Source organism: Streptomyces graminofaciens, assembly GCF_030294945.1.
Lineage (GTDB): Bacteria > Actinomycetota > Actinomycetes > Streptomycetales > Streptomycetaceae > Streptomyces > Streptomyces graminofaciens.
In genome coordinates, this window is the sequence record NZ_AP018448.1 from 9,297,082 (window position 1) to 9,315,117 (window position 18,036).

The 18,036-nt window shown below is 71.0% G+C and carries 16 protein-coding genes; 5 read left to right on the forward strand and 11 right to left on the reverse strand.

Going from position 1 to position 18,036, the window contains the following annotated elements; all coding sequences use genetic code 11:
* Nucleotides 1-69: 69 nt before the first annotated feature.
* Nucleotides 70-3,204 carry an alpha-N-acetylglucosaminidase gene (locus tag SGFS_RS40885; protein WP_286257340.1) on the reverse strand — a complete coding sequence of 1,045 codons (3,135 nt, stop codon included), beginning with the start codon at nucleotides 3,202-3,204 and terminating at the stop codon, nucleotides 70-72.
* A 120-nt stretch (nucleotides 3,205-3,324) separates the two neighbouring features.
* Between SGFS_RS40885 and SGFS_RS40890 the strand changes: the two genes are divergently transcribed.
* The gene (locus SGFS_RS40890) at nucleotides 3,325-3,819 is read left to right on the forward strand and encodes a hypothetical protein (protein WP_286257341.1); all 495 of its coding nucleotides are present in this window, start codon (nucleotides 3,325-3,327) and stop codon (nucleotides 3,817-3,819) included.
* 148 nt (nucleotides 3,820-3,967) lie between these two features.
* Here SGFS_RS40890 and SGFS_RS40895 read toward each other — a convergent pair whose 3' ends face one another.
* From SGFS_RS40895 to SGFS_RS40915, 5 genes are all read right to left on the reverse strand, one after another.
* Nucleotides 3,968-5,551, reverse strand: coding sequence for a DUF1996 domain-containing protein (locus SGFS_RS40895; protein WP_286257342.1), 1,584 nt, complete (start codon nucleotides 5,549-5,551; stop codon nucleotides 3,968-3,970).
* A 431-nt stretch (nucleotides 5,552-5,982) separates the two neighbouring features.
* Nucleotides 5,983-6,654, reverse strand: a complete 672-nt coding sequence (locus tag SGFS_RS40900) for a winged helix-turn-helix domain-containing protein (RefSeq protein WP_286257343.1) — start codon at nucleotides 6,652-6,654, stop codon at nucleotides 5,983-5,985.
* A 332-nt stretch (nucleotides 6,655-6,986) separates the two neighbouring features.
* Nucleotides 6,987-7,115: a DUF6891 domain-containing protein gene (locus SGFS_RS40905; RefSeq protein ID WP_286260476.1), complete on the reverse strand. Its 129-nt coding sequence runs from the start codon at nucleotides 7,113-7,115 to the stop codon at nucleotides 6,987-6,989.
* 39 nt (nucleotides 7,116-7,154) lie between these two features.
* A complete protein-coding gene (gene glnII, locus SGFS_RS40910) occupies nucleotides 7,155-8,186 on the reverse strand; it encodes a glutamine synthetase (RefSeq protein ID WP_286257345.1) in 1,032 nt (343 codons plus the stop codon).
* 358 nt (nucleotides 8,187-8,544) lie between these two features.
* Nucleotides 8,545-9,015: a MarR family winged helix-turn-helix transcriptional regulator gene (locus SGFS_RS40915; protein WP_286257346.1), complete on the reverse strand. Its 471-nt coding sequence runs from the start codon at nucleotides 9,013-9,015 to the stop codon at nucleotides 8,545-8,547.
* A gap of 106 nt (nucleotides 9,016-9,121) precedes the next feature.
* Between SGFS_RS40915 and SGFS_RS40920 the strand changes: the two genes are divergently transcribed.
* The gene (locus SGFS_RS40920) at nucleotides 9,122-10,009 is read left to right on the forward strand and encodes an alpha/beta fold hydrolase (protein WP_286257347.1); all 888 of its coding nucleotides are present in this window, start codon (nucleotides 9,122-9,124) and stop codon (nucleotides 10,007-10,009) included.
* A gap of 2 nt (nucleotides 10,010-10,011) precedes the next feature.
* Here the strand turns inward: SGFS_RS40920 and SGFS_RS40925 are convergent, their stop codons facing one another.
* Together SGFS_RS40925 and SGFS_RS40930 are read right to left on the reverse strand one after the other, a co-directional pair.
* On the reverse strand, nucleotides 10,012-10,698 hold the full coding sequence (locus tag SGFS_RS40925) for an RlpA-like double-psi beta-barrel domain-containing protein (RefSeq protein WP_286257348.1): 687 nt from the start codon (nucleotides 10,696-10,698) through the stop codon (nucleotides 10,012-10,014).
* A 181-nt stretch (nucleotides 10,699-10,879) separates the two neighbouring features.
* Complete coding sequence (locus SGFS_RS40930; RefSeq protein ID WP_286257349.1) at nucleotides 10,880-11,239, reverse strand: arsenate reductase family protein; 360 nt, start codon at nucleotides 11,237-11,239, stop codon at nucleotides 10,880-10,882.
* 176 nt (nucleotides 11,240-11,415) lie between these two features.
* Here SGFS_RS40930 and SGFS_RS40935 point away from each other — a divergent pair, with 176 nt between their 5' ends.
* Nucleotides 11,416-11,730, forward strand: a complete 315-nt coding sequence (locus SGFS_RS40935; protein WP_286257351.1) for a hypothetical protein — start codon at nucleotides 11,416-11,418, stop codon at nucleotides 11,728-11,730.
* Nucleotides 11,731-11,979: 249 nt separating this feature from the next.
* A complete protein-coding gene (locus SGFS_RS40940; protein WP_286257352.1) occupies nucleotides 11,980-12,627 on the forward strand; it encodes a DUF4360 domain-containing protein in 648 nt (215 codons plus the stop codon).
* A gap of 408 nt (nucleotides 12,628-13,035) precedes the next feature.
* Here the strand turns inward: SGFS_RS40940 and SGFS_RS40945 are convergent, their stop codons facing one another.
* Together SGFS_RS40945 and SGFS_RS40950 are read right to left on the reverse strand one after the other, a co-directional pair.
* Nucleotides 13,036-14,223 carry a winged helix DNA-binding domain-containing protein gene (locus tag SGFS_RS40945; protein ID WP_286257353.1) on the reverse strand — a complete coding sequence of 396 codons (1,188 nt, stop codon included), beginning with the start codon at nucleotides 14,221-14,223 and terminating at the stop codon, nucleotides 13,036-13,038.
* A 225-nt stretch (nucleotides 14,224-14,448) separates the two neighbouring features.
* Complete coding sequence (locus SGFS_RS40950; protein ID WP_286257354.1) at nucleotides 14,449-14,922, reverse strand: hypothetical protein; 474 nt, start codon at nucleotides 14,920-14,922, stop codon at nucleotides 14,449-14,451.
* Nucleotides 14,923-14,937: 15 nt separating this feature from the next.
* Here SGFS_RS40950 and SGFS_RS40955 point away from each other — a divergent pair, with 15 nt between their 5' ends.
* Nucleotides 14,938-16,278 (forward strand): DUF2252 domain-containing protein, encoded by a 1,341-nt coding sequence (locus SGFS_RS40955; RefSeq protein ID WP_286257355.1) that lies wholly within the window; start codon nucleotides 14,938-14,940, stop codon nucleotides 16,276-16,278.
* A gap of 23 nt (nucleotides 16,279-16,301) precedes the next feature.
* On the opposite strand, the gene SGFS_RS40960 is transcribed toward SGFS_RS40955, so the two are convergent.
* Nucleotides 16,302-17,942 carry an alpha/beta fold hydrolase gene (locus SGFS_RS40960; protein WP_286257356.1) on the reverse strand — a complete coding sequence of 547 codons (1,641 nt, stop codon included), beginning with the start codon at nucleotides 17,940-17,942 and terminating at the stop codon, nucleotides 16,302-16,304.
* Nucleotides 17,943-18,036 lie beyond the last annotated feature (94 nt).

An 18,036-nucleotide genomic window follows, 5' to 3' on the forward strand; every position in this document is an offset into this window, starting at 1 on the left:
CGCCTCGGAGCTCGGGGGGTTGCCGTCGTCGGGCGGCTGCGGGCCGGTGGGGCTTGTCGCGCGGTTCCCCTACGCCACCGACCACCCGCTGAACTCCACCGTCCCCCGCTCCCCACTGCCCCAGTTCGCCGCACTCATGAACATCCCCACGTCCTGCCCCGCACCACCCACCCCCGCCACATCCACCGTCGCCACCACCCGCCAGCTCGCCCCGTCGTCCGTCGAGCACTCACCCCTGTACGAGGAACCCCCACCCACCCGCGTCAACCGCAACAACACCGGCGCCTTGACCCCCGTGATCCGCCGGTACATGTCCAACGTGCCGTCCCCCGTGCTGTCGTACGAGAGCACCACCCCGTTCCCCGGAGTGACCGCGAGGTTCACGAACCCCGCCGCCCCCGCCACCGCGAGGCTGTCGCGCACGACGATCCCCGCCCGCGCCCAGTTCCCCGTCACCGCCTGGGAATCCACCCGCAGCCTCACCACACCACCGTCCCGCAGCGCCCCCTCCCGGTACACCGTCCCGAACTCCGTCGTCCCCCGCCACAGATCCGCCCCCGCCCCGTCGATCGCGAACCGTTCCCCCAGCCGCCCGAACACGGCCCCGTTGCCGGTGTACGTCCGCCATCCGGTCCCCAGCGCCCCGGCCTCGAACAACGTCCCCTCGAAGCGACCGCTCACCCGCTTCTCGCCCTCCGGCCCGTACGTCACACCGATCGCGTACGGCAACGGCCGCAGCGGCCGGTCCAGCGCAGTCCCCGGTGCGCTCGCCCGCCACCGGACGGTCCCCGAACCGCCCGCCGCGACGCTCGCCAGCGATGTCGGCCCCTCCGGCTCGACCACCCCGCCGAACCCGTCGAGCGCGAGGTCCACCCGCCCGGTCGCCCGCAACCCGTTCACGTTGCGGAACACCGCCGACACCCGCGTACTCCCGCCCGGCGGGAGCACCGGCGGATCGGCCGTCACGGTCAGCGTCCCCTGGTACGGCGCCCGCGCCAGGACGTCGCGCACCCGGCCCGCCAACGCGTACGCGTCCCCCACCGGCCGCAACGGATAGTCCTTCCGCTCCCGCGTCCACGGCTCCTCGGACGCGAACCAGTCCACCGCCGCCGGAGCGCTCCCGGTGACCAGCGCGTCCTCCAGCGTGTCCAGCCACTTCTGCCAGCGAGGCAGATAGAAGTCGGCCATCAGACCGTTCCACTCCCGGTTGCCGTACTCGTGCAGCTCGCCGCTCTCCGACGTGGCCCGCCCGCCCCACACGGTGATCAGCGCCTTCGCGGTCCGTTCGAACTCCGTGCGCTCGGCGTCGTTCGTGGCGAGCAGCCGCGCCTCGTTCACCCACGGCCCGAGCAGGAAGGCGGTGTGCGCCCCGGTCACCTCGTCCGACAGCCGCATCAGCCGCAGCCACAAGGAAGCCAACGTACGGAAGGTCGCCACGTCCTTCCGCCGGTAGGCCGCCCGCAGCTGCGGCAGATACTGACGGCTCCGGTGAGCGAGCGCCTGCCGTGCCACATCCACCAGGTCGTACCGGTACGCCGCGCTGCCCCGCAGCCCGCTCCCCACCCCCAACAGCCCCGCCAGCGCCGCGTCGAAGCGGGCCGGGTCGTACGTCAGTGCCCTCGGCGCGTACTCGGCGGCCCGGTTCGCCGCCAGATCGGGGCGGGCGCAGAAGAGCGAGTCGTGCGCGTCGCTGCGCCCGCTCGCCCGGTGCTGGTACGCCGTGTCGTGCAGCGCCCGCCAGGCCCGGCGGGCGCTGTCGTCCGGGCCGCCGCCGTAGCGGAAGTCGGCGTACGACGCGAACCACGCCGCACGGTCGAGCTTCTTCGGCGTCCACGCCAGCTCGGAGAAGAGTTCGAAAGCCGCCGGGTCGCGGTCGGCCGCCTCCGGCATGAACGCCGTACCGACCAGCGCGCTGCCCGCCTTGTCCCGCCAGGCGAAGAACTTCTCGTTCCAGATGTGGGCGCGGGCCCCGATCGTCGTACGGCCTCCGAAGTTGGGGATCGTGCCGAACGCGTACGGTGTGCCGCCCCAGTCGCGTTCGCGGTCGGTGACGTTCGTGTAGCGGTCGGAGACGCCGTCGACGATCAGCATCCTCGATCTGTCGAGGGCGTCGAGGAGTTCCGGCAGGGGATTCTCCTGCCAGCCGAGGATGACCCAGGTGGCCCCCGGGTGAGCCTTCCGGAGGGCACGCTCGACGCCCCGGGCCGCGGCCGGGACGGGTACGTCGCCCGCGGTGCCGCCCTCGTGGAGGAGGTCCATCTTGAACAGGTCCGCCTCGCCGAACACGTCCTCGGCGTGGCCGTAGAAGGAGGCGGCGACCTTCGCGAAGGCCTCGGTGCGCGGGTCCAGCCAGTCGGGGCGTTCGAAGCCGTGCCAGCTGCCCTGGCCGACGACGTGCGCGTCGCCGCCGTTGCGCTCCACGAACTTCTTGGGCACATGGCCGTAGTAGCCGGGCAGGACGGGTGCCATGCCCAGCTCGCGCACCCGGTCGGCGATCCGGCGGCCCAGCGCGGCCCGGCGCGCGATCAGCTCGGGGGAGAGCGGGCCGCCGTACCCGGAGAGGTTCTGCAGCAGCCACCACGGCTGGTGGGAGGGGGCCGGGAGCCAGGCGCGGGACTCGTCGTCCGAGTAGCCGAAGTCCCGCAGCAGCCGGTGGTAGACGGCCTCCATGCCCGCGACGACCAGGACCTCGTTGCAGCCGTGCGCGGCCAGGAGATCGAGCTGGTGTTCCCAGTACGGCCAGTCCGCGTACGGGGCGGTGTAGCCGTCGTTGGTGTCGTTGAGCGCGAAGCGGTGGGGGAGGGAGGTGGCTCTCTCCAGGGCGCGGGCGGGCGCGGGCAGCCGGCTCGGGAGGTTCAGCTGGCTGCCGTTCCAGGCGAGGTGGGCCCCGCAGACGTACTTGAGGTACCAGTGCACGCCGGTGAGCAGGACCGCCGGGCTCGTACCGGTCACGTCGACGCGGCCGGTGGTGCCGGTGACGCGGAAGCGGTCGGTCGTGCCGAGCCTCGTCACGAGGGTGAGCCGGAACTGATCCGCGTGTTTCGGCAGCACGCGATTGAGTGCTGCGCGCGCGGGAGCCGTATCGAGGGCAGGGCCCTGGCCGGGGCTCTCAGCGGCGTGGACCGGGACGGCAGGTCCCAGCGGGGTCCCGAGGCCGATGGCACCGGCCGAGCCCAGCACCGCGCGTCGTGACGGACCGTTCATGTCTGTGTGCCCCCTGAGTCGACGGGATGCGGCACGCTAACCGGACGGACGTCCGCGCGGGGCGGTGCGCATGGAGCCGGCGAGCACATGTCGCCGGAATGGACCCGGAGGTACGTACGGATGAGTGTGACGCGCAAGAGGCTCGCGGCGGGTACGGCCGGCGCCGTCGTTGCTGTGCTGACCTTGCTGACCCTGAGCGGCTGCGGCGGCGGCTCGGCCGACGAGGGCGAGAAGGTCCCCGAGACGGCGACCGGCAGCCTGGAGCAGCTGGCGAGCGAGGTGGGCTGCAAGCCGGTGATGCAGACGGACGCCGACGAGATCCGCCAGGCGATCTGCAAGAACACCGACGGGGACTTCGACGGGAAGTTCATCCTCGCGACCTTCGCCACCGACCGCGGCCAGGCCGAATGGCTGAGCGGCGCCAAGGACTACGGCGGCCACTACCTGGTCGGCCGCAAGTGGGTCGCCGTCGGTGAGACGAAGGCGGTGAAGTCGCTGTACAGCCGGCTCGGCGGGACCATCGAGGAGGGGGTGTCGCACGGCTCGGCGGAGCACGGTTCCTCGGAGGGCGGTTCCTCGGAGGGCGGGAGCTCGCACTCCGGTCACGACGGCTGAGCGGCACGGACAAGCGAACAGACGGGCAGACGGACAGACGGGCAGACGGACAGACGGGCAGACGGACAGACGGGCAAGCGAGAAGCCGGCGGTGGGAGATTCCCACCGCCGGCTTCTCAGTGATCTACCGGGTTACCGCACTACCGGGCTACTTGCAGTTCTTGCCCGTGTTGATGCAGTTGACCATCTTGTTCATCGTGTTCTGCGAGAAGAAGTTGATGAAGTCGTTGTGGTCGGTGATCGGCTTGTGCAGGTTCTCCGGGAAGGTGTCCACCGCGTACGGGTTCACCACCTGGCCGTTCTGCAGCTTCGGGGCCGGGACGTTGTAGACCAGTCGGACCTGGAGCTGGGGGATCGCCTTGAAGCCGTTGGCGCAGGAGCCGTCGCCCTGGACGAAGGAAACGTGCGTGCGGTGGTTGGCGCTGTCGATGTTCTGACCGTCCCAGCAGCTCTGGAAGTTGGTCGTGCGCACCACCTGGCTGCCCTGCGGGCAGATCGGGTACTTGTCCTTCAGCTGCACCTTGTTCTCGAAGCCGGTGCAGCTCCAGTTCACGTTGGCGTTGGCGTTGCCGTTGACGAAGGCCTTGGCGTCACCGGTGATGATGCGCAGGGCGGTCGGCATCGCGACGACGTTGCCCTTCTTGTTGCCGACGAACTTCAGCTGCGCCTGGGCGGGCTGAAGGATCTTGCCGACGTTGCCTTCCTTGCCACCACCGTCGTTGTTCTGGTCGAAGTCCTGCGAACCGTCCTGCAGACGGAGAACCGGCCAGAAGTACGACGACTTGTCGCCCTGGTTCTGGCAGGTCGTCTGGGCGGCGGCCAGCTCCTGGTCGCTCGCGAACGCGTCGTTGCTCTGGTTGCCGACGTAGTCGTGCAGGTGGTGGGCGCCGTTGGCGGTACCGGGGGCGACAATCACGTTGTCCGTGTTGTGGTTGTCGTTGCCGTTGGTGCCGCAGTTCGAGGTGAACGTGCCGCGCGAGCCGCTGTTGCCGTTCGCGGCGAGACCGTTCTGACCGACGCCCAGCGCGGCGTTGCCCTGGACCTTGGTGATGTCGACGAAGTCCGCCGCGACCGGGCCGTTGCCGCCCTGTCCACCGTTGCCCTGCTGCTGGCCGTTGCCCTGCTGACCGTTGTTGCCCTGCTGCTGGCCATTGCCGTTCTGGTTCTGGCCGTTGTTGCCCTGCTGCTGGCCGTTACCGTTCTGGTTCTGGCCGTTGTTGCCCTGCTGCTGGCCGTTCTGCCCCTGGCCCTGGCCGGCGTTGGTGTTCGCCTGCTGGCCGGTGCACGCGGCGAGCTGGCCCAGGTTGTTAGGGGCGGTACCGCCCACGCGCTTGATGTTGATCGCGATCCGGTCGATCGTCGCGGTCCGCTTGGACTGCAGCGGGCCGAGGATCGCGTTCTGCACGAAGCCCGCGTCCTTGGACTGGGCGTTGCGCGTGGAGGCGAGGCGCGTGTACGCCTCGGTGATCTGTCGGTCGAGCAGCGCCAGCTCCTTGTCGACTCCCGCGCGCGCGCCCTGCGGCACACTGGTCAGCTTCTGGCCGACGTCCGGGCAGTTGATGGTCGCCACCTGGGCGGAGGCCAGCGTGCTGTTCTGCTTCGACTTCGACTCGCCCGCCGAGGCGTAGAAATTCGCCCAGACAAGGCCGCCACCCGCGACTGCGAGTGCCGCCGAGGCGGCGATGGCCCGAACGGCCAGCGGCGAACGTCGTTTCCGAATGTTGCGTCCCATGGAACTCCTCTGACTTCCTTGCGGGGCTATCGAGGCGCCCGACAGGAGTGAAGCGGCTCCATCCAATACGCGGGTGGTCCCAGGAGTGTTCAGACGACTCAGAAATTGATGAGAGATTCGTGGGACAAAGCGGTTTCAACTCCCCATGAAACACGGGCAGTTGTCGAGTCGGTACGGGGTGTGTGCGGAATGGGTGTGCGACAAGGGAGGTCTGGGGCGTCTTTGGGGTGGATTGTGTGGCTGCGGGCCGGTGAGGGAGTGATCACGTAGTTCCTCGCCCCCGGAAGAGATTGCGAGGACTCCGCCGGCGACCCCACACAACCCGCACTCGCCGAACGACCCCACCCGCCCGAGCTCTCGGGCGTGGCGGGGTCGAAGGGGGCGCGGCAGCCCCTGGGGGACGGGACGGTTAGGGGCGGCGGGCGAAAAGGTCAACGACCAACCGGCGGCGTGTACTTGTACCCCACCCGCCGAACCGTCTGGATCGACTGCCGGAACTCGGCCCCGAGCTTCCGCCGCAGCCGGGCGATGTGCACATCGACCGTCCGCCCGTCCCCCACGTGCCCGTAGCCCCACACGGTGGTGACCAACTGGTCCCGCGTGTGCACCCGATGCGGATGCGCGACGAGATGCGCGAGCAGCTCGAACTCCAGATAGGTCAGGTCGAGCGTCCGCCCGTCCACCGCGGCGGTCCGCTGCACGACGTCGACCTGGACGAGGGACTCCCCGCCCTCGGCCGGGCCGCCGTCCACCGAAGCGGAAGCGGAAGCGGATACGGAAGCCGAGGCCGAAACCGCAGCCGAGGCCGACGCGGGCACCGCCGTCGTCTCCTGCCCCGCCACCGCGAACGGCAGCACCGGCGGCTGCTGGTCCGCCGGGACGAGGACGAGGTAGCCGATCATCGGCGGCTGCCCGGGCAGCGTGGGCAGGGTGTGCTGGGGGGCCGGCAGCCAGGTCGCGCCCGGCGGCAGGAAGTCCGCGACGTCGACCACCTCGTCCCGGCCGACGGCACGGAGCCGGTGTCGTGCGGGGCCGTTGGTCGAGGGGGCGGCGGTCGGGCCGGTGAGGGTGGGGGCGGTGGAGAGAGAACGAGTGGTCGCCATGAGAGTCAGCTCTTTCGCGCGAGAGGTTCGTCGGAGAAACCTCGACGGCCACGAGTTCGTGGTCGGGCTCGCCGAGGGACGTACGTCGATTCGCGCTGGCCGAAGGCCGGGGTGTACGGCGTTAGAGGGCCGGCGCGTTCATCGCGCGGCAACACACCCGGTCGAAGTCGTGGTGCTGACGGGAAGGCCAGAACGGCTCGAGGTCATGGCGACCCGTCGCGGTGTGGTTCTGGAAGCTGGCCATGCGCCCATTGAAGCAGACACAGGCCCGTAACAGGACCCTCCTCTCACTGCTTGGACGCTTCTTTGAAGTGCAGTTGACGTCGCGTAACTCAGCCCACCAGGCGTTTGCGCCATGTCAGCGCCCTGACCTCGATCGCCTTGTCCGGATTGCCGTCCCACTGGGTGGACAGCCCGGCGGTGCCGAGGGCGGCGACGACAACGCGCCGAGGGGCGCCCACCGCAACGGTGGACGCCCCTCGGGAAGCCGGACGTGGGGATCAGACCTGGCCGGCCTTCTCCAGCGCCGAGCAGCAGGTGTCGACGATCAGACGCGTCACGATGTACGGGTCGACGTTGGCGTTCGGGCGGCGGTCCTCGATGTAGCCCTTGCCGTCCACCTCGACCTGCCACGGGATGCGGACCGAGGCGCCACGGTTGGAGACACCGTAGGAGTACTCGTTCCACGGGGCGGTCTCGTGCAGACCCGTCAGACGGTCGTCGATGCCGGCGCCGTAGTTCTTGACGTGGTCGAGCGGCTTCGAGCCCTCGCCCAGCGACTCGCACGCGGTGATGATCGCCTCGTAGCCCTCGCGCATCGCCTTCGTGGAGAAGTTGGTGTGCGCGCCGGCGCCGTTCCAGTCGCCCTTGACCGGCTTGGGGTCGAGGGTCGCGGAGACACCGAAGTCCTCGGCGGTGCGGTAGAGCAGCCAGCGGGCCACCCACAGGTGGTCGGAGACCTCCAGCGGGGAGACCGGGCCGACCTGGAACTCCCACTGGCCGGGCATGACCTCGGCGTTGATGCCGGAGATGGCGAGACCGGCCTCCAGGCAGTTCTCCAGGTGGGCCTCGACGATGTCACGGCCGAAGATCTCGTCGGCGCCGACACCGCAGTAGTAGCCGCCCTGCGGGGCCGGGAAGCCGCCCTTGGGGAAGCCGAGCGGGTAACCGTCCTGGAAGAAGGTGTACTCCTGCTCGATGCCGAAGATCGGCTCCTGGCCGGCGAACTTCTCGGCGACCTCGCGCAGCGCGGCGCGGGTGTTGGAGGAGTGCGGCGTGAAGTCGATGTCGAGGACCTCGCAGAGCACGAGGATGTCGTCGCCGCCGCGGATCGGGTCCGGGCAGGTGAAGACCGGCTTGAGCACACGGTCCGAGGAGTGGCCCTCGGCCTGGTTCGTGGAGGAACCGTCGAAGCCCCAGATCGGCAGCGCGTCCAGACCGGCGGGCGCACCCGCGATGATCTTCGTCTTGGAACGGAGCTTGGCCGTCGGCTCGGTGCCGTCGATCCAGATGTACTCAGCCTTGAAGGTCACGGGACACATCCTTCGGGGTGGGTCTCTAGGCGCAATTGCGGGTGCTGCGGGGTGCTGCGGCGCTGCGGCACTGAAACGCCGCGCATGCCCGGCAGACTGTCAACGTGCGATTTCCCGATCATTGCTCGAATGTGAACCCCGTGTTACCGGGTGCCGTTGTGGCGCGACTCACCCCTTGAGAGCGTTCGCAGCCGCTATGTCCAGGCTGCGAGCGGGGCCTCGCGGGCGGTTCCCGTACATCTGTGCGACACCGGACGAGGTCCGCTCGTACGGCCACTGCCCCCTGTGCCGGGCGTGCGCGAGATGGCTCGTATGCGATGGGGTTGGCCGAATGCCGGGGAGGCGGCGCGTGCCGCCCTCATTCGGAGCCGGTCGCCGCCTCCCGCATCTCCTCCAGGAACCCGCGCACGGCGGCCAGTTCCCGCTCGTCGTATCCGCGCAGCAGCTCCACCGCCCGCCCGATCAGCGGCCCGAAGGACTCCCACCCCACCTCGATCGCCCGCTCGTCGAGCTCCACCAGCACCCGGCGCCGGTCCTGCCGGTCCCGGGTCCGCCGTACGTGGCCGAGCCGCTCCAGGCGGTCGACCAGTGCCGTCGCCCCGGCCGAGTTGAGGCCGAGTAGAGCGCCGAGCCGCCCCGCCGTCAGCGCCGTACCGGCCCTGGAGGCGTCCATCAGGGCGATCAGAGCACGTACGTCGGTCGGATGCATCCCGTTCCGGTTCGCGAACCGGGCGCTGTGCAGGCCGAGTTCGACGGTGACCTCGCGCAACAGATGGACGACCGCCATCTCACGCTCGTGATCCGCCACGCGCTCCTCGCCCTCCGCCATGCCCGCCCCAAACCAACTGTCTCGCTCGCCTAGTATCTTGCCGAGCGAGATATTATCGGATCGGCGGGGCGGTCGGGACCGGCCGCGGGGGAGGGGGCGATCACCCATGGGCACAGACGCGGGTACAGGTTCGTACGACGTCGGGGTGTTCCGCGAGGCGTACGGCAAGGTTCTGGCCAAGTGGCCGGCGGACCGCGAGGCACTCAACGTGCCCGGGGCCTTCGGCGCGACCCGGGTGCACATGTGCGGTCCGTGTGACGCGCCCCCGCTGGTGCTCCTCCCGGGCGGCGGCGGTGCCACCTCCGCCTCCTGGTTCGCCAACGCCGAGGCGCTGTCCCGTGACCACCGGGTGTACGCCCTCGACCTGATCGGCCAGCCGGGCCTGAGCACAGGTGAGGCCGGCCACCCCCTCCGTACGGTGGCCGACCTCACGGCCTGGCTCGACGGGACCCTGGACGGGCTCGGCGTCGACGCGACCGCGCTGTGCGGTCATTCGTACGGCGCCTGGATCGCCCTGCACTACACCGTGCACGCGCCCCACCGGGTCCGCCGTCTGGCACTGCTCGACCCGACCGGGTGCTTCTCCCGGTTCCGGGCCGCGTATCTCCTGCGTGCCGGCTGGATGCTGCTCGGCCGCTCCGCCCGCCGCACCCGCGCCTTTCTGGAGTGGGAGACGGGCGGTGCCCCACTGGACCCCGAGTGGCTCCGCCTCCAGGAGGCGGCCGCGGGCTTCCCCTTCGTACGGCCGGTCGCCGGACCGGGGCCGGACCGCGCGACGGCGGCTGCCCTCGACGTGCCGACCCTGCTGCTCCTGGCCGGAGACAGCAGGGCCCACGACTCCCGCCGGGTGGCGGTCCGCGCCGCCGAGTGGCTGCCGCGCGCGGAGGTCACCGTCCTGCCGGACGTCTCCCACCACGCGCTGCCGCACACGTGCTCAGCGGAGCTGAACCGCCGCCTGACGGACTTCCTCACCGGCTCCCTGAACGACGGCTGACGTCACCCCACCTTCTCGATCAGGGCCCGGCGGATCAGGAACTTGCCGGGTTCCCGGACCTGTTCGAAGGCCGCGTCGTTCAGCAGGACACAACTGCCGGAGACCGAGGTGACCTCCACGGTCGTGGACTTGTTGTTGTCCAGGTTGGTCACCTTCAGCTTCGTACCGGCGGGGAACTGGTTGCTGGACGCTGCCGGGGCGCCCGCCTCGCCGGAGAGGGTGACGGTGGAGCCGTCGCAGACCTGTTCGCCGGAGGCGGCGGCGTCATCGCCGCCGGTCCCGGCACCGGCATCGGCGTCGCCGCCGTTGTCGCCGCCCGTCTCCGCCGCGGGGGCGGATGCGGACGGGGCCTCGGCGGGCTGCTCCGGCTGGGTGGCCTGGGAGTCCTGAGCCGACTCCCCGACCACGCAGTCGGACGCCTCCTGCTGGCGCTTGATCTGTGCGATGACGGCCTCGCGGTTGGCGATCCGGGCCTCGGACTGCGCGTCCGGGGCGGCCCGCTGGCCGTCGATGAACTTCTGGTTGTTGCCGAGGGCGGTGGCGAGCCCCTGGCAGACGGTCGACTCCGCGGCGGTCTGGGCCGCGTTCGACGTGGTCGCCATGGCGAAGGCCCCGCCTCCCGCCACCGCCGCGGCGCCGACCAACAGCGCGATCTTCTTTTTCGTACTGACTGTTCTCCTGCGCGACATGCGCGCCTCCTGAAGAGGTAGGGGAGCGTACGCCGCTATGTACGAGATACCGAACGAAGTTACTCAGGGGTTGTGGGAGCCCCTCAAGTAACGTGCGTCACATGAGGGGTTGGTCGACTCTCGGCCACCAGGGCCGGTCCGACGGACCGGGCCGGCTCCACCGGCTCCACCGGCCCCGGCCCTACCGAGACAGCGCGTCCCGTACGGCCTCGTCCGTGCGGGCCACGAGTGCCGTGCCGTCGTCCGCGGTGATGATCGGCCGCTGGATCAGCTTCGGGTGCTCGGAGAGTGCCTTGACCCACCGGTCGCGCGCGGAGGCGTCCCGGGCCCAGTCCTTCAGGCCGAGCTCCTTGGCCACGGCCTCCTGGGTGCGGGTGATGTCCCATGGTTCGAGGCCGAGCCGGTCCAGTACGTCACGGATCTCGTCCTCGCTCGGGACGTCCTCCAGGTAGCGGCGGACGGTGTAGCCGGCGCCCTCGGCGTCGAGCAGGCTGATCGCGCTGCGGCACTTCGAACAGGCCGGATTGATCCAGATCTCCATGGCGCCCACGGTAGCGGGCGGCCCGCGAGAACCCGTGTTCCATGCGGGTAACAGAACCCCTCAAAGCCCTTCTGGCCAGGGGCGATTGTCAGTGGGGGGTAGTAAAATTGAAGCAGTGTTCGAGGGTGGCCGACGGGGGATTCCGGCGGCGCCCTGACCGCGACAGGAGGATGTCCGTGCCCGCTGCCGCACTGAAGTCGAAGCCGCTGCCCACCCAGTCCACCGTCCAGCATCCCGTCCTGCTCGACCTGCCCTACGAGCCCGTCGTGAAGCACACGCTGCCGCCGGGCCGTCCCCGCGAGTGGTACATCACGCACAACCGGCGTCTGAAGGCCATGCGCCTCGCGATCGCCCTGCTCGACTCCGGTGTCCACATGCCGAACCAGGCCCGCAACGAGACGATCCGCACCACCGCCGAACTCATCGGCGTGCACCCGCCGTCGGACACGACGTGCCACATGGTGCGGGCGCTGATGCGGTACAGCCGCTGAGTCCGTCGCGGTCCGATCGTCACTGATCACCACGGAATGTCCGGTGCCGCCCACCCTCTCGGGGGTGGGCGGCACCGGTGCGTCGGGGGCGATCTCCGGCCGTCAGGGTTGGCCGGAGATCGCCCTAGCCGTGCCCACCTGTGGTCCATACGATGCGGTCGCCCCTCGGTCTTCACAGCTTTTTCACAGGCCCGGGGGTGCTGTGCGTGCCGTTTTGGCATGTGCATGTCTCTAATTGGAGGACCCCCCATGGTTCGTGGACTCCTGCTGGGTGGCGCCGTCGCCGCCCTGCTCGCCACCGCGTTTCCCGCGCAGGCCTCTTCGCCGTTCGACAACCCGCCCCCGGACAAGATCGTCATCAAGGTCGCCACGGTGAACGGCTCCGGCTGTCCCGCCGGCACCGCCGCGGTCGCCGTCTCCCCCGACAACACCGCGTTCACGGTCACCTATAGCGACTACCTCGCCCAGGTCGGCGGTGGCGCCCCCTCCACCGCGTTCCGCAAGAACTGCCAGCTCAACCTGATCGTCCACGTCCCCGGGGGCTTCACCTACGCCATCGCCAGCGTCGACTACCGCGGCTTCGCCTCGCTCGCGCGTGGCGCGAGCGGCGTGGAGAAGGCCTCGTACTACTTCCAGGGCTCCCCGGACACGGCGTCCAGGACCCACACGTTCAACGGCCCCCTCGAGGACAACTGGCAGGCCACCGACGATACCGACTGGGCCCAGCTGGTCTGGGCGCCCTGTGGCGTCGAGCGCAACTTCAACATCAACACCGAGCTGCGGGTGAACAAGGGCACGTCCACGTCCAGCAGCACGAGCTTCATGACGATGGACTCGACCGACGGCGACATCAGCACGATCTACCACTTGGCGTGGAAGGAGTGCCCTGCCGCGTGAGCGTGGCGCCGGGTGCCCTCTTCTTTTCTTGGGCACCCGGCACTTCGGCGAGCGTCACGGGGCGGCTTGTTGTCTGCGGGTGGGTGGGGCTGGTCGCGCAGTTCCCCGCGCCCCTGAAGGCAGCGGCCCCTGCGGGCCTTAAAGGCGACGGGGCGCAGCCCCGGCTTTTCACGGGCGCGGGGCTGTGCCGATATGCGGCTCCGCCGCGTGGGCGCGAGCAACCACGACACACCCGCACCCGCCAACACACCCGCACCCGCCAACACACCCGCACCCGCCAACACACCCGCACCCGCCAACACACCCGCACCCGCCAACACACCCGCATCCGCCAACACACCCGCACCCGCACCCGCACCCGCCAACGCACCCGGGCCACCCGAGCTCTCCCGCGTACGAGGTCGAGACTCAGCTGCCCGCCAACTCCCGCTCCAGAGGGGACCGAAACCGCGGAGTGACCCGAGCCCCACCCAGCCACCCCCGCAACCGCTCCACCTCCGAGGCGATCGCCACCTCCCCCTCCCGCCCCACCCCCTTCGCGTCCAACAGCCGCCACACAACCTCACCGTCCGCCCGCTGGGCCCAACCCCCCACCACCCGACCGTTCCACCACACCGTCGGCCCGATGTTGCCGCTGTAGTCGAACAGCGAAGGCCGCAGCTCGGCCGGCAGATACCAGTCCCGCTGCTGCCATCCCATCGCCGTGGGGTCGAGCCCGGGCAGCAGCGCCGCCCAGGACTCGCCCGGCCCGACGACCGGCTCCTCGTCCCCGGCGACCACGTACCCCGTGCCCTCGTCCAGGCCCACCGCCCGCGCCCCGATCGCCGCCAGGGCCCGGCGGACATCGCTGACCCGCCACCCCGTCCACCACTTCAGGTCGGCCTCCGTCGCCGGACCACACACCGCCAACCACCGCCCCAGCAACGCGGCCTGCGCCTCGGCCACGTCCCACTCGGGATGCGGCGGCGCCACCGCCCACCGGTACTGGCTCGACGTCCACGAGCCGAGCGGCCGCGCCCGCACGACCTTGCCCTCCGCGCCCAGCACCTTCAGCAGTCTCGTCGAGACCGTGTGCAGCCCCTCGTAGCTCTTCCCCGCCCCGTACAGGAACCGCCGGCGCAGGCGCGGCTCGTCCTCGGCGAGCTCCACCGCCGTCGCCTGGCCGCGCCGGGCCAGTGCCGCCAGCGTCGACTCCTCGACCTCTTTCAGCCAGGCCGCGTCGGGCGCCCCGCCCACCTCCATGTGCTTGAGCAGCGACGCCCGCTCCTTCGCGGCGACCGCGAGGCTCGTCGAGGAGTGCACCACGGGGGTCAGCTCCGTGGGGAACACGAACACCGTGTGCCGCATGCCGTGCATCCGCACCAGCGTCCGGTCCTCGTACAGCGCCCGCTCGGTCTCGGCCACCGTCCGCCCCGGATCGGCGAGCCGCGCGCCCACGGCCAGAAACACCGTCGCCGGGTCCGAGCCGTGCAGCGCGACCATCGACTCGGCCACCTCCTCGGGCCCCGCCGCCCGCGCGTCCCCGGCCAGCCGCTGCCGCAGCGCGAGCCGCGCCCGCCGCTCCGCCACGCCGATGTACCGCCGCACTTCCCCCATGCCGACCGCCTCCACCCCTACGTCCCCACCGCTTCGCCCGTCTCGCTCGCTCTGTGACGCATCCTCCCGGACACCACTGACAATCGGGCCCATCGCCGACCGGCCCCTGTCACCCGATCGCCGCAGCGAACCCCCTCCCGACGTGCGCGTCCCACCCGTCCGGCCTTCACTGCGATCAGGAGGTGGCGGCACCCGGAACCACCCGAATCACCCGGGGTCACGAAGTCACGAAGTCACGAAGTCACGGAGGCACGGAGGCACGATGGGCGACGCGACGGAGCGGCACCGCATACGGAGGACGGGGCGCAAAGCCGTACGCGCGGCCGAGCGGTACGACGTCAGAGCGCCCGACCGGAAACGCCCACCCGCATCGACGCGGCACTCCGCATCCGCATCGGCGCGGCACTCCGCATCCGCATCGGCGCGGCACTCCGCATCCGCATCGGCGCGGCACACCGCACCCGCATCGGTGCGGCACAGCCCACCCGCATCGACGCGGCACTCCGCATCCGCATCGGTGCGGCACAGCCCACCCGCATCGACGCGGCACTCCGCATCCGCATCGACGCGGCACTCCGCATCCGCATCGGCGCGGCACACCGCACCCGCATCGGTGCGGCACAGCCCACCCGCATCGGTGCGGCACAGCCCACCCGCATCGACGCGCCACACCGCACCCGCGTCGGTGCGCCCCGGCACACGGCGATCCCCCCGATGACCACGCCCGAGGACCGCGCCGAGCGGGGCCGGGCCACCCGCAAGCACCTGCCCCGTTCCGCGCACGCCGCCTGGCTCCCGTCCGTCGACCGCCCCGACCCCGTCGCCGTACTCGAACGCCAGGGCCGCGACCGGCTCCCGGAACTCCTCCCCATCCGGTACGGGCGGATGGCGGTCTCCCCGTTCGCCTTCCTGCGCGGCGCCGCCGCCGTGATGGCCGCCGACCTCGCCGCCCAGCCGCGCACCGACCTCACCGTCCAGCTCTGCGGCGACGCCCACCTGCTCAACTTCGGTCTGTACGCCTCCCCGGAACGCGCCCTGCTCTTCGACCTCAACGACTTCGACGAGACCTACCCGGGCCCCTTCGAGTGGGACGTGAAACGACTCGCGGCCTCCGCAGCCGTGGCCGCCCGCGAGAACGGCCACGCGGACGCCGAGGCCCGCGCGGCGGCGCACGGGGCGGTCGCCACGTACCGCAAGACCATGCGCGACCTGGCGAAACAGGGCGAACTCGATGTCTGGTACGCCCGCATCGAAGCCGACCGTCTGCTGCCGCTGGCCCGCTCGGCCCGCCGCCGGCGCCGGGTCGAGTCGAGCCTCGCGCACGCCCGCCGCCGCACCAGCCTGCAGGCGCTCGGCAAACTCACGGAGATCGTCGAAGGCCGCCGCCGCATCATCGAGGACCCGCCCCTGCTGGAACCGGCCGGCGCCCCCGACATGGCCGCGCTCCGCAAGATCTTCAGCGACTACCGTTCCACCCTCACCGAGGAGCGCCGCCTCCTCCTGGACCGCTACCGCTTCGTCGACGCGGCCCGCAAGGTCGTCGGCGTCGGCAGCGTCGGCACCCGCTGCTTCATCGTGCTCCTCGAAGGCCGCGACGCGGACGACCCGCTCTTCCTCCAGATCAAGGAGGCCGGCAAGTCCGTCCTCGAAGAACATCTGCCGAGCGGCCCGTACGTCCACCCCGGCCATCGTGTCGTCGCAGGTCAGCGCCTTATGCAGGCCGCCAGTGACATCTTCCTCGGCTGGATGACCGGGCCGCAGGGGCGGGCCTACTACTGGCGGCAGCTGCGCGACATGAAGGGCTCGGCCGATGTCGCCGGCCTCGGCCCGCGCGAGCTGTTGAACTACGCCCGACTGTGCGGCACGGCCCTGGCCCGCGCCCACGCCCGCTCCGGCGACCGCGTCGCCATCGCCGCCTACCTCGGCGCCAAGCCCACCTTCGAACTCGCCCTCGCCGACTTCGCCCTCCATTACGCCGACCAAACCGTCCGCGACCACGCGGCCCTCTGCGCGGCCGTGGAGGCGGGGGTGGTGACCGCCAGACCGGGCGTGTGAGCGCACCTCCGACTCGCCCGTGGCTACGCGTACCGCTCCAACAACCCGCCCACATACGCCTCCAGCCGTGCCCCCAGCACCTCCGGCGTCAGATCCGCCCGCCCCAGCTCACGCCACGGCACCGCGAGCTTCTCGGCGTCGGGCGCGTAGGCCAGCGCGTCCAGCAGCCGCCAGTACAAGTGGTCCGGGTCCGAGGCCAGTGGACGCCCGCCCCGCGCCTCGTACCGGGGCCGGAACCCCAGCCCGCACTCGGCGCCGTACAGCAGGGCGAGGGCGGTCGAACAGTGAGCGACGTCCAGGTCGGGCGGGCCCCACGAGGTCTCCACCCAGTCGACGACCCCGCTGATCCGCAGCCCCGCGCCCGCGCCGGTGAACAGCACGTTCCCGGGGTGGAAGTCCCGGTGCAGAAAGCACCCGTCGTACGCGGGCGCCTCCCGCCGGATCACCTCCACGGCCCGCTCCCACAGCTCCCCACGGGGTGCCCGCACCCGTTCGGGCGAGGTCCACGCCTGGTACGGACGCGGCCACTCCGGCGGAACGACCGCGTGAATACGGGCGAGTTGGCCCGCGAGCAGCTCCAGACGCCCCTCCAGGTCCTCGTCCCCCACGCGTACCGAACCCGGCAGCAGGGACATCAACAGCGAGGGGTGGTCGGCGAGTTCGGCGGTGGCGTCGAGCGCGTGCGGCCGAGGGGTCGGGATGTCGTCGTAGGGCGCGAGTACGGTGAGTACGGACGCCTCGCGGGTCAGCAGCCCCGGAGCGTGCCGCCGGAAGAACGGCTTGACGAAGGAGCGCAGCACCAGGCCCGACCCGTCGTCGAGAGTCAGGCGGCGCATCTGCGAACTCCAACCACCTTGTAGAGAAGCCCAGTTGCGTACGCCGCGGCCTTCCGGGAGCTGCTTGTCGACCCATGCCCGGGTGGCCGTCCAGCCGCCGTCGCCCAGGCCGGTCAGTACGGAGTCCACGAACCTTCGTCGGTCGCTCGCGCGCTCGCCGAACCACAGGCCCAAGTAGTGGTCCGCGTCCGGGAGTTCGAGGCGGGTGAACTGGGCACGGGCGGCGAGCGCGTCCGTGACGGCGTCGGTCACGGCGGCCGGGATGACATGGTCCGTGCCGGGTGCGGCGAGCACGGCCCGACCGGTGTACGCCCGGAACACCTCCAGCGCGGGGGAGCCGTGCCAACTGCCCGGCGTACGGATGGCGGCGCTGAACGGGCCGTCGCCGTCCCCGAACGGCAGCTCCCATGCCTCGGCCCCGTACACCGCGGGCGCGCACAGACCGATCGCGGCCACCCGGTCCCCGTAGTGCCGGGCGAGATCGGCCACCGTCTGCCCGCTCATGCTGAACCCCACGAGGACCAGGGGCGCGTCCGCCGCGACCCGTGCCCCGATGACGGCGACCGCCTGCCCGAACCGTCGCCGCAGGCTCGACTCCCGCAGTTCGCCCGTGCTTTCGCCGTGCCCGGAGAAGTCGAAGGCGAGCGCGTGGCAGCCCCGCGCCAGGAACTCCTCGGCCAGCGGCAGCAGCCGCTCCTTGCTGCCCCTGCCCGCGCCGTGCAGCAGGACGACGGTGGCCGGCGCGCGGTCGTCGCCGCCCGACACCCCCGCAAGCCGCTCGCCGTCGTACTCGTGTGCGAATGAGTGAAGATCGGTCATGACCCCCATTCATCCACAGGCCGACCTCCCCACTGCGCGGATGCGAATATTCGGATGCGAACGCGCACGTCCCACGAGCATTCTGGACACGCGCTGCCGAGTC